Raw genomic sequence first — 12598 nt, forward strand, 5'->3', positions numbered from 1 at the left:
AATATATTTAGATATTCACATTTACTTAATTAAAATCATCTTTTTTGTTTCAACAAAATTTTTAGTAGTTAATTTATAAAAATACATTCCACTTGGCAATGAGTGAGCTTCAAATGACGTTACATAATTACCTGCAGAAAGATTTTTATTAATTAATGTTTTTATAAGTTTTCCGTTAATATCAAAAACTTCAAGGTTGACAAAACCAGAGTTAGGAATATTAAACTCAATATTCGTAACCGGATTAAAGGGATTAGGATAATTTTGTTTTAATAAAAATTTATCGGGTAGATTTTCTGTATTATTTCCTGTACTCGTTATAACTAATGAATATTCAAAAACACCCTGTTGTGATACAACAGATGGATGTGCAACCCCGGCAAACAATGTACTATCAAGTGTGATTTTGAATGCTAAAGCTCTTACAGTAGTAGTATTTAGCATTGTACCTCCATTAAAACTAGACCAGGTAAATCCGGCATTATTGGTTTTATAAATTCCGATATTTGTATTTGTTGCATTACCCATACCTACATAAAACTCAATTGCACTTCCCGGTCTTATAATACATGCACGAGGATGTGTTCCTATAGCACTGGGAAGACCGGAATTCCTTCTATTCCATTGACTACCCCCATTTGTAGATAAGTACATTCCTCCGGTTAAAGAATCTGTATTATTAAATAAACCGGCAATAACTACTTGTGTGTCCAATGTACTAATACTTAAACATCTGACCGGTTTAATCTCACCCGGGAAAAAAGGAAGTCCATTACTCATATCAGTCCAGCTTGCACCACCGTTTACCGATTTGAATATTCTGGCTGGCAGAAGCTGGGAAGCAACTTCAAATGATATTCCTGCATATAGTACATTTGGGTTGAGAGGATTTATAGCTAAGGATAAAACATTTTTATAAGTTGTTAATCCATTACTTGACGGAGTCCAATTCTGTCCGCCATTTGTAGTTTTATATAAGCCAACAGGAGAATCAACTATTCCATCAAATACTCCTATGTACGCTATATTTGCATCTGTAGGATCGACGACAATTGCCTGGATACTAATTGATGTTTCCTGTATACCGTTATTAATTAATGACCACGATGTGCCGGCGTTTGTTGATTTATATACTCCACCACCGCCAGTCTGACTCGAGCCGCAGTAAACAATTGACGGGTTATTTGTTCCAACTGCAATTGCCTGTATAGCAAGATTTGTTAATCCTGTATTTGTTTGAAACCAGTTTTGACCATTGTTAGTAGTTTTCCATATTCCTGTTGTATTACTACCCGCATAAATAACCTGCTGATTTACGGGATTGATTGCTAAAGCCCATATTTGGCCACCTGTTGTCAACGAAGCAGTCCAAATTTGCGGACCATTATCCGCATACATAAAATGAGTAAATAAAACTGTTAAAATAAAAGTAAGAAATATTTTTTTCATTAAGTCCTCCTTTATTAACTACTTGGCGAAATTTGTAATTAACATAAAATCTGAATTTTCTATGGTTTAATCAATACTTTAGAAATAACATTACTCTATATAGTCTTATATAATTTATGGTATAATATGCTCAAGAAAGGAGGTATCAATGTATTCACCAAAAATAAATGAGGATTTAATACCAATCATTAAGCGCAGGTCTTTAGAAATCAAAAAGCCGATGACAAAAGTTGTTGACAATATCCTGCGCTCAGCCTTGATAGCTGAAAATACAAAGGAATCAGTTAATACCGTTAATAAAATTAATTAAAATATCATGAACAAATATTCAGTTTCAATCCCATATGATTATCGTAAGTACGGTGATAAAACAGGATTTGTATATGCAGAAGACGAGGAAGAAGCAGAAGAATTAGCTTCTGAAGGCTATCTTGAAGATGAAGAATATGAAGATTCAGATAATAGTGATGATACAAACTATTATTATGATGAAATGTCCGTAAGTCTCGAAGAAGAAGATATTCCTGACGATTTAATTCCTGAACGTAATACTTATAACGAATCTCATTCATTTACTGTAAGCAATTCTTTAGCTGTAAATTCATCGTTTCTAGAAGACCTGCCTGCCGTTCATGCAGCTGCATAATCTCAACCCATTATAAAATTATTAATTCTTAAAAGTTTATCTGCCTCATAAGCAGGTAATTCATTCATTTAAAAATAAAAAATCTAAAGGAGAACTATTCCTATGTGGAATACAAACACACAAAACAATCCGTCGGATTTATCCGATGCAACCAAAGTAACATGTAATTCAAACTCATATGATGTAATAGGACTCTCAGGAGTTCAGCTTGTTGAAAGAATTAAGCAAATAGCCAGAGAAAACTCAATTGGCAAGTTTGATATCTTCGACAGCAACTGCAAAAATGTCAATCCTCAGGATATACAGGCAGGAAACTTTGAAGGTGACTTAAAGGTCATCAGGTTCAATGTTGCTGCTTCTATAGCAGTATAACAAGATTCAAAATCAAATATTAAAGGAAATCTTCAGATTATTTCTTATTCTCCATCTGATTTATGCTTAAATGTATATGACCGGGTATATAAGAATAAGTTATAGAGCAAGATTTCCTTTTTCTGTTTATAAAAAGTATTAATAAAAAACTAAAAACAATTATGTCACAAAATACATCAGCATTACAGACATTTATTGAAAGGGTGAATAATTCAGATTCAGGAGATAGTACTCAGGATACGCAAATATTGGAATTATTAACCGCAGATGAACTCATAAAAGAAATCGAACATGAGATATTCCCACAGGATTTAGTGCAAAAACTTGTAAGCTGCAAACATGAAAAGATAAAAATTAAAGAAGTTAAGCTTGAAAGTGAAATTGATTTTATAAAAAGCGTTAACCAGCTAAAAGGAGTATTTCAGACTGAGCTTGATGCAGCACTTGAAGAAGTTCGAACAAAATACTCGGAAGAAATGCTTAATCTCCAGGTTATAAGACAAAAAGAGATTTTTGGCTCTCACCTGATTAATCTTATTAATGTGTTAAGTCTCCATGAATGTTGTCTGGTCATGAAAGATAATACAATATGGGCTTATAAGTATTATTCTCCGCCTTATGAAGTATCAGTAGGCACTAAAGGAAACAATGCTAATGATGACTCGGATGACTATACAGTCCAGTATGATTCACCGGTCTGTAAAATAAAAAGCATTTATGTTAACCTTCTTCATCCTAAAATAACTTTAGGAACAATAATGCTTAATACCGAAGGCAGACATCCCAATGCACAGGCACCCGGATTAACTTCAGTATGCAATGGAACACTTGAAGACAGGGACATTTCTTTAAGTAATCCTGAAGAATTAATCACTCTTTTAGATGAAATTTGCCATACATATGAAGTTATGAATCTTAAATCAGCATACTGGCAGCCGCATGGAAGCTTCAAAAAAGTAGAAGAGACTGCTGAAGCAGCATGGAATAGTAACTGAAATATTTAATTCAAACCATCAGAATAAACAAAACATATTTATAAACTTAAATATCATTAATCATATGTCAAATAATATTACAACAATAAACGAAGAAATTTACAAACGCCAGGAGTTTTTGGAAGGGTTTTCTAATGACAGCGCTATTGTAATAGGACTCGGCGGTATCGGAAGCTGGCTTGCAATGGACCTGGCTCTTATCGGAGTAGGAACTCTTATCATTATTGACCCGGATATAATAGAAGCTTCAAACTTAAATAGGACAATGTTTAAGCTCTCTGATATCGGGAAAAAGAAAACAACTGCAATCGAAGAGCTGATAAAAGAAAGAAGACAGGATATCATAATAGTATCTATTGAAGATTATTTTAATCAAAGGCATCTAGAAAAATATGAAGTTGATTACATATTCGACTGTACGGATAATCTATCTACAAGAAAGCTTATTGAAGATTACAAGAATAAATCAAAACAATTAGCTGAAGAGTCTAAAAACACTGATAACAATGTTAGCAATGATAATAACAATAATAACCAAATCAACTTTATCCCGGGAATACCTACTATATCGAAACAAGCTACTGAGTTTAATACACCATACTGCAAATGCGGGTATGACGGCTTCTTCGGTACTATTCTTATGAATGAGTTTGAACGGGGTAAATGGGGTGATGACGGTTCATATACAGTCGTTCCAAGCTTGTTTGCAACTCCTCAGATACTTGCAACAATCGCTATCATTGAAGTGCTGATAAATGGAAGCGACCAGAATCTGTGTATTAACTTAAATATTAAAAACCTGCTTAAAAACTTTAAAGAAACTAAACCAACAAACGAATGAACTCAACACTTTCAGCACTATCAGTAATAACAGATGATGAAGATAAAACGCCGGGTAATACAAAAAATAAATGTGGGCTTATGAAATCAAATGATTCAGCATGGGACTCAGGAATTAACATTATCCGTTCAGTTAAAGTCATTATACCGTTAAAGCTGCTTGTAATATGCAATCATATATCAAGAATGGTCGATGATAATGAGTTCTCAATTGTAACGGATATCATAAAAGATCAGTCAAACAAAATTGATGAATTACGGCTTTCTGAGGAATATTACATACCAAAACAGAAGGTAACATCATGCTCCATCGATTATGAAGCAGATAGCTATGACCACAATGTTGTTATTCACAGGCATCCCGATGGTTTAAATAACTTCTCTTCAACAGATCATAGCTTCATAAACCAGAACTTTGAGTTAAGCTTATTATTTACCCAAAAGGATGGTTTTGTAAATGGTATTTATAATATGAAAGTAAATGAAGCCATTATCCCGTTACCGGTTACTCCGGTTATTGATTACGGCATAGGAATTATAGACATATCAAATATTGAATCCAAGAACATTTTTGATAAAGATTTTACTTTCAAAACCGAAAAGAAGAATGATTACGGGGGCAGAAAGGATAATTTCAGGTCTTCCTACATTGACGAGGAAGATATTAAATGGGAGATAATGGAACTACGCGGCAGAGTTGACTTAATAGAAGAAATGATGGCTTATGAAACCGGTATGACCGGATAATTTCAGTTCAAAATAATTAAAATATTAATGAAACCATAGGAGGTTAACCAATGATTATAAAAAAGATACTATTAGAGCTTCTAAAGTCTATAGGAACTGATTTATTAAAAATAATTCTTAAGAAGATTAAGGGATGCAAGTAAAACATAAAAGCTTAAAATAGCTAACCTGTTTATACATAAATCACTTAACAAAATTTGCCCAAAATATTTGGGCATTTTTTTCTAAGAGGCTGTTTTTTATATAATAATTAAGATTTACAGTAGACCTCAAAAAAAAATTATAGATTTTCTTTTTTTTTTGTTTGTTACATGTTACATACACATCATAACATATTATATTATATCATATCATACCATATATATGACATACATAGTATACCTTCTCTTACTACAGACCTATGATATATATATATTATACGACCAGAAAGGGAAAGGAATGGACGAAATTCTTTAAAAAATAATTAGATTGTAAGCTTTTAGGAGTGTATTTCCCACCAATTAAATTATGATAATCTAACCCGATTTCTTCAATCTCCTTTGCATCACTATCAATACATTTTGCTCTAAGTAATTAAAATATTAACAATATATAAAGGAGATAAAAATGTGCCAATATAATTTGGATGATTTAAGATATGAATTAATTCCTGAAGGGAATGTATTTTATGCTAAAGATTTATATGATAAAATTAATTTAATTTTTGAAACTTACCCGATTGAACTTAAAGAAAGTAAATCCCAAATTAGATTACAGAAGATATTAAACAAATTTAAGAAACAATTAGATAAAGAACACCCATGGATAGAATATCAGTAAAATATAACTTATCACCTCAAGAAAGAAAACTATTCGATACAATGAAGGAAAAACAAATAACAAGACTGCGCAAAAGATATGAGCGCAGGAAAAGAAATCATTTTAATAACGAGAGATTAAAAGAGTTATTTGCTAAGCTCAACATTGAATATTCAGATAAGCTATATTCAATTCCATTTAAATGTTACTTTTCACTTTATTTATATCTTATTCTTAAAGGCAGGGTTAAGTTCTTAGAATTTCCGGGGCTTTCCAAAGAGATAAAGCTTGCAATACATCAGAATGTAAACTTTAGACATATTGCTAAAGAATGGAAAGTATCAAGAAACACAGTAAGGAAAGCTTATGACGAATTATATACATATAATCTAATTCAGGAAACCGTCGGAGTTCCTCCGAAACATAAATCAATCAGGATCTGCATTGTTAATAATGATTCAAATATAGCTTATTATAACGATGTAGTTAAAAAGGTGTTATATAAAGATGTGCCTAATAGATTCAATACTATATAAGTTGTTTTAAAACTTTTTCAATCATATCCAATGAATTTTTTATCCTATCTTGTTTATGTTTATCTAAATAATATGAAACTTGATTTGTATTAAATGCTAAATTATTTAGAATTGGTAATATTTTTAAAATATTCTCACACATATATCCAATTTCTATAGAATGCAATTTAGGAACATAATGGATGAACTCATCTCTAAGATACTCTATAGATTCTAATGCTTTAATCTGTTCATCAGTTATTATAACATGCCGAGAATGAATATACCTAGCCATCCAAAATTCTTGATCTTGAACTCTTGCAATTGCGGTCCAGAAAGAAATGAGTTTCTCTTTTCTTTTAACTTGGTGCACTTTCCCATTATTATTAAATATTGGTTCAAATTCATGCTCATTCCATTCTATTATGTAACCTTTTTTACCTCTTTTTATTTTTTTTGACTTCTTCCATTTTTCTTCACCTCTTTTAAACCACTGATTATTATCGTCGTCAAAATTTCTTATTAACACTTGTTCATAATTAGTACCTTGAAGATTGCATATACAAAATGAATATAATGCATGGTGTATACAAATAATTATCCATTTCCATTTCAGATTATCTTCGCGATTAAAAAAATGAATTATAGTTTCTAATGAATCTACCGCATTTTCCAGTACATCAATTGTCATATGAGTTTTACCTTCTCTATTCCAATTATATAGTGAGTTTCTTGTTTCTTCGAAATTTTCTTCAATTTCTTCTTCTGTCATAAATTAAAATGGTATTTATATTTAGAGCACTTACAAATCAAAATGCTCTATATTTTAAATAAACTAATAATAACATAAAATGCTTTTACCAAATATCAAAGAATCATTTCCCATCAAATATTCTTTAAAATCAGACCATCATCAAATACAAAACTTGTTTGATAATTTAGGGTTACGTAACAAGAAAATATATTTAAAAAATGAGTTTTTAAAACGCTTACTTGCCAATTTGTTTTTATGTAAACGGCTCAATCAATGGTGCGCATACTCAAGAGCTAAGACTTATTACTCCGGAGCAAGTAGATACAGGTATAATTTCATGACTTACGATTTGGTTGTGAAAACTATGGACGCTCTTGCTATTACCGGGTATTTAACTCAGGAAATCGGCTATAACAATCCTGAGTATGGAAAGGGAGTATTATCAAAATTTTATCCAACCAATAAAATAAATGAGTTATTTACTACTGATATGACTTTGGTCGATAATATCCAAATAAAAGAAGTTGAACCCACAGAGTATATAATATTGAAAGCAAGAAATTCTGAAAAGAATGTTTATCTTGATTATGATGACAATGCAAACATCATTAGAAAAAGACTGCTGCTTAAAGAATATAATTTAGTCCGCCAGGCATGTAGGTTTGAGCTTCCAGGCAGCATTAATGAAAATCTTGAGTTTATGAAAAAGTATTCAGTTAAGAAAAACTTGAATGGAAACTATGATTTGTTTAATCCATATATCGTAAGGATTTTTAGCGGTGATTTCAAACGTGGCGGCAGATTTTACAGAGGAATTGAAAGCAACATGCCAAAGGAGCTTAGAGAACAGCTAATGATAAACGGACAGAAAACTGTTGAAGTTGACTATAGCTGTATGCATATTAGAATGCTGTATAATATGATGGGAATCGACTATAAGGATGATGCTTATGCCGCTCTCGCTCAGGGTGATCCGGATTTAAGGAAAAAATATAAGCTGACAGGTTTAATTTCAATTAACTCAACAAATGAAACAAACAGCATAGGTGCAATGAGAAATGAGTTCAGAAATAATGGGCTTTGTAAGGATTCTAATGAATTAACCAACAAAAACATGATGCAGTATTTAACCAGCTGGAAAACTGAACACGCGCGAATCGCCCGGTTTTTCAATAAAGATGTGGGTGTAAAGCTTCAGTATAAAGACTCAAAAATAAGCGAGCGGATAATAAAGCATTTTACTAAGAAGGGTGAGCCGGTTTTATGCATTCATGATTCTTTTATTGTGAGGGAAGGACTGAAAGATGAGCTCAAAGAATGTATGGTAAAATCATATGAAAAGGAAATGAGTTTTGAACCAAAGTTATGAGGTGTGTTTATGTAATGTTCTTTTTACTTATACATATTCTAATACTAATACTCACCATCAATCATTATAACATAATATCATCATAACATGTATCAGACATCCCACACACCACATACCATACTACTTCCCCCCTTCCTTCCTTCCAGAAAGAGGGTGAAATGTTAAAAAAGCTTTGAAAGCAGTTTGTTTTCAATGTTAAAAAACAATTTTTTAAAGAGATTTTATAAAGTTGTTATTAACATTCCATATAGATTCAACTAATAAAAAATTAAAAAAAGAATTTCAAAAAATTCATAAGAACTAAAAATGAATATTGATAAAAAAAATAATTTCTATTATGTTGTTTTGAGAGAAAATGAAGTTACAACTAATCCAGTTCAATTGACATTAATTTGAGGACGGACGTTATAATTCAGATATGACGTGTTTGGACCTCCCCATCATGATGTCAAATTCAATGCTCTAAAATAGTCTTTAAGATATCGCCAATCAATAAAAAATTGGACGATTCGAATTCGTTATAATCAAGAAGGTACTTTATCTTGAAAATGATGAATTATATACTAACTACATTTTATGCACAAAGAACATTTGTATCTATATATAATATTTAGATACTAAAGTTGTTATGCATATATGCAGACTTTTAAATATTATTTATAAACTTAATTTTAAAATATGAAAAATAAATTTCGCTATAAAATAAAAACTGAAACAGAATATGGGAGTTACGAAGATAAATGGATACTAAACTACCCCTTTTATGATAAACCTTTGTTTTACGATGTAAACGCAATGGCTTTTGATAATAAAACAAAGGTTTCTACACGATTCAAAAAAATCTTTAAAAATGTGAGAAGAGCTACAGCCCAACTTCGATATATAAGTAACCAATTAGTGGATTCAAACCCTAAACCGCTAATCGACCATTTGTCAACAATAGCATTTTATAGTGACAGGATCCATTGGTTTAAAAATTATTTTAGAAGGAATGACTTAATTTATGAAAGATATCCTGCATTATATGAATTAGCAACTTCTTCCCAAATAATTTTAGATTTATTAGGATTTTATGAAAGTTTTTATCTAGAAAAAATAGAATTTGAAGACAACAAATACTTTATGAACTTAATGCTTAATGATTCCGAAAAAATTTATTATGAAATATTAAAAGAAGAAAAAAGTATGGAATCTAGTTCAGATCCTGAAATAAAAAAAAGAAAAAAGGTAGAATTAATATCGAGTGTTCTAAAAAGGATTCTTAATGATAAAAAGTTTAAAAATAATTCCTATATTAAAAGATTAAAAGCAAGCAAAAATAATACTTTTAGTGATATGTGTTTAAAACTTGAAAAATCTTATTATACTTTTATAAAGAGAAGGACAAATGTGAAAAGTAACAAATTGTAGAAACATCTAATAATATTTGATTAAATTTGTTTGATTTTTGCATAAAAACCGCGCTCATTTATAAACTTATTCTTATTTTGTTACTTCAATAGCTTTTTTTTTCCGTATAAAAACAACCATTTTTGTATTTGTAATTAAAAGTTTAAATAAATTTAAAAAAATAAAAAATGACAAATATAAATTTAGTAGTTAATGGAACTGAAGATAAAAACAAAATTCTAAAAAAACTCAAGGAATGGTCAAATGAATGTGATAGAGTTTACGAAATCTCCATTCTTAATACAGACCATTTATCTTATAAGGCAGTGTTAGAAATCGCAAAGACAATTAAGATATATGAGCTTAATATTAAGATTAATATTACTGTTAAGAAACTTGAGATTAAACAATTATTACTTCTATCATCAGTTAAAAGAAGTAATAGAAAATTCCAAAAAAAATCCTTTATGGATTTCGGGAGCGTAGATGCAGTAAATGAAACACAAGAAATAATAGATACTGCAGATGAATTAGATTTCTTCGAAAAAGAAACTAACTTCACGGAAAAAAGGCTCAGAGATTTTATTACTAAAAAGGAGAACCTAAAAGAAGTTAAGATTCTTGAGTTTATGAAGGACAATAAGTCTACTTTTACTATAAAAAACCCACAGGCTTCCAAAAAGACCGTGACCCCTCAAGCTGCACTGGTAACACAAGCAACAAAAGAAGAGGTTTCAAAACCAGCAGATAAGGAAACAACCAATACTCAATCAAATACTGCTAAAGCTGCACAGATAACACAAACAGCAACAGAGGAATCATCAAAATCAATTATAGATGAAACTAACAATGAGAAATCTTCAGCCGCTCAAGAAGAATCTTTAGATCAATCTTTAAAAGGATTAATAAGTCCTATAAATAAAGAACAGGAAGATCCTCTTTTAAAACTTAAACAGGAGGAAATAGTAACAATATAAACTCAAAACTCTAATTTTAAATAATCTAAATGGCTCTTCTGCGTGCGAGGAGACATTTATAGAATTATTTAATGCACACTAATATAAAACCAAGAATATCTCCTTTAATAATTACAAGTATAGCATCAATGTACAACGATCCGATAAGAGTTTTAATGGAATTTATAGATAACTCATTTGATTCATTTTCTAATATTGTTCAATCATGTGAAGAAACAAAAAACAACATTAATGTAAATATAAAAGGGAAAAAACATATTGACGCTGAGATAACAATATTTGATGATTGTACAGGTATTGATGAATTATCAAGAATTTTAGAAAACATTGGTAACTCAGATAAAAAAGCTCAATCCTGGACTAACGGAAGATTCGGATTTGGTATTTTTTCATTTCTGGCTGTTTGCAGCAAAATAACAATAGAAACCAAAACGAAAGGCACAGATATTGTGCAGAAAGTCGAAATTCTAAGATCTGATTTTGAAAAAGAACAAATATCAGATATAAATTTTATTATAACAAAAATAAAGAAAGGAGGTTTAAACAATTCATACACAAAAGTAACATTAACTGATTTCTTAAAAGATAAATGGGAAGAAATTGACGTGAATAAATTGAAAGACGAAATAGAATCTCATTTTGAGTTAATCTTAAAAGATAAAAGAATAAATGTTACTTTAAAAACTGAAAGAAATAAAACAAAAATCTGTAAGGCTTTTGATTATACATCTATTGAAGGAGAAGAATATAACCGTTCTTTTCTTTTAGACCCGGGTATTCCGGAATCAAAAGAAAATCCCCGTATAGATGTATTTTTAAAATTCACGCTTAATAGATCGCTTCAAAGACTCCCGGTTTTTATAACCAAACAGAGAAGGGTAGAACAAGTAAAGCGATTAAAAGTATTTGATTCTAATAATAAAACAAAGATATGGTCTAATCCATATCTTACCGGGTTTGTTGATACAAAATCCGTTTTAAATCCCACTCTTTCCCGCGATAATTACAGCACTGATCGTAATGCTAAAAGCTTATTCAAAAGACTCCGGGAAATTGAACCTGAGATAATTGATTTTGTCAACAAAAATTTAAGCTTACATCAAAAAACTAACATAAGTGAAATTGAAAGCTTAATAAATGATATAGTTAATAAAACAATTTCGAAGTTTTTAAAAGAAAAGAAAACCCCTGATGAAAAAGATTTTAATGAAGAGTCAGATAAGCCTGATGCTCCATTAATTGAAACAGCAATCTTTTTAAAACACCCAAAAGAAGCTCAACAGGGATTAAACCAAACCACACAGAAAGGAAAGCCAGATAATGAAATAGCTTCAGAACAATCAAAACCTTTAAAATTCTATGATTATTATAAATATGGAACATTTAAGGTAAAACCTAAAATAAAAGACATCAACTTAACAATAAGAATAAATCCGGAAGATGAACCGCCTTTTGATAATAAAGGACGGCATCTAAAATCCGAGTTAATAAACAGTGATGTTATTATTTACAAAAAACATAAAGAGTTTATCGAAAGATTGAGAATTAATGAACTTGGAAATGAATCCATAACGGAATCATTAAAGTTCTATATAATCGCAGAGTTCTTAATGCATTACTTTAAACTTAAATATCTGGATGTTCAATGTAATATGAATATTCTTGATGAACATAACATACTAATGTTCACCCTGGAAAGATCACTAGAGAAAATTGTGGGTGAACCGATTATAAAATCTTTGTAAAA

14 protein-coding genes are annotated in these 12598 nt (G+C 30.4%); 12 read left to right on the top strand and 2 right to left on the bottom strand.

Annotation, left to right across the window (positions count from 1 at the left end; translation table 11 throughout):
- Positions 1–21 precede the first annotated feature (21 nt).
- Complete coding sequence (locus tag VHP32_06730) at positions 22–1449, bottom strand: T9SS type A sorting domain-containing protein (protein ID HEX2787585.1); 1428 nt, start codon at positions 1447–1449, stop codon at positions 22–24.
- A 148-nt stretch (positions 1450–1597) separates the two neighbouring features.
- On the opposite strand from VHP32_06730, the gene VHP32_06735 reads away from it, so the two are divergent.
- From VHP32_06735 to VHP32_06770, 8 genes are all read left to right on the top strand, one after another.
- Positions 1598–1759, top strand: a complete 162-nt coding sequence (locus tag VHP32_06735) for a hypothetical protein (protein HEX2787586.1) — start codon at positions 1598–1600, stop codon at positions 1757–1759.
- 6 nt (positions 1760–1765) lie between these two features.
- Positions 1766–2095, top strand: coding sequence for a hypothetical protein (locus tag VHP32_06740; protein HEX2787587.1), 330 nt, complete (start codon positions 1766–1768; stop codon positions 2093–2095).
- 102 nt (positions 2096–2197) lie between these two features.
- A complete protein-coding gene (locus tag VHP32_06745) occupies positions 2198–2467 on the top strand; it encodes a hypothetical protein (GenBank protein ID HEX2787588.1) in 270 nt (89 codons plus the stop codon).
- A gap of 161 nt (positions 2468–2628) precedes the next feature.
- Entirely contained in the window at positions 2629–3462 is an 834-nt protein-coding gene (locus tag VHP32_06750; protein ID HEX2787589.1) for a hypothetical protein, read from the top strand.
- 64 nt (positions 3463–3526) lie between these two features.
- On the top strand, positions 3527–4303 hold the full coding sequence (locus VHP32_06755) for a ThiF family adenylyltransferase (protein HEX2787590.1): 777 nt from the start codon (positions 3527–3529) through the stop codon (positions 4301–4303).
- Complete coding sequence (locus tag VHP32_06760) at positions 4300–5049, top strand: hypothetical protein (GenBank protein ID HEX2787591.1); 750 nt, start codon at positions 4300–4302, stop codon at positions 5047–5049. The genes VHP32_06755 and VHP32_06760 overlap by 4 nt, the downstream gene beginning before the upstream one ends.
- A 621-nt stretch (positions 5050–5670) precedes the next feature.
- Positions 5671–5868: a hypothetical protein gene (locus tag VHP32_06765; protein HEX2787592.1), complete on the top strand. Its 198-nt coding sequence runs from the start codon at positions 5671–5673 to the stop codon at positions 5866–5868.
- Positions 5850–6383, top strand: coding sequence for a hypothetical protein (locus VHP32_06770; GenBank protein ID HEX2787593.1), 534 nt, complete (start codon positions 5850–5852; stop codon positions 6381–6383). The genes VHP32_06765 and VHP32_06770 overlap by 19 nt, the downstream gene beginning before the upstream one ends.
- Here VHP32_06770 and VHP32_06775 read toward each other — a convergent pair.
- On the bottom strand, positions 6376–7134 hold the full coding sequence (locus VHP32_06775) for a hypothetical protein (GenBank protein ID HEX2787594.1): 759 nt from the start codon (positions 7132–7134) through the stop codon (positions 6376–6378). The genes VHP32_06770 and VHP32_06775 overlap by 8 nt on opposite strands.
- A gap of 229 nt (positions 7135–7363) precedes the next feature.
- Here VHP32_06775 and VHP32_06780 point away from each other — a divergent pair, with 229 nt between their 5' ends.
- From VHP32_06780 to VHP32_06795, 4 genes are all read left to right on the top strand, one after another.
- Positions 7364–8485, top strand: coding sequence for a hypothetical protein (locus VHP32_06780; protein HEX2787595.1), 1122 nt, complete (start codon positions 7364–7366; stop codon positions 8483–8485).
- A 678-nt stretch (positions 8486–9163) separates the two neighbouring features.
- A complete protein-coding gene (locus VHP32_06785; protein ID HEX2787596.1) occupies positions 9164–9895 on the top strand; it encodes a hypothetical protein in 732 nt (243 codons plus the stop codon).
- Between the two features lie 167 nt (positions 9896–10062).
- On the top strand, positions 10063–10851 hold the full coding sequence (locus VHP32_06790; GenBank protein ID HEX2787597.1) for a hypothetical protein: 789 nt from the start codon (positions 10063–10065) through the stop codon (positions 10849–10851).
- 71 nt (positions 10852–10922) lie between these two features.
- Positions 10923–12596, top strand: coding sequence for an ATP-binding protein (locus tag VHP32_06795; protein HEX2787598.1), 1674 nt, complete (start codon positions 10923–10925; stop codon positions 12594–12596).
- Positions 12597–12598 lie beyond the last annotated feature (2 nt).

It is taken from the genome of Ignavibacteria bacterium, assembly GCA_036262055.1.
In the GTDB taxonomy this organism is placed as follows: Bacteria; Bacteroidota; Ignavibacteria; order Tepidaquicellales; family Tepidaquicellaceae; genus DATAJP01.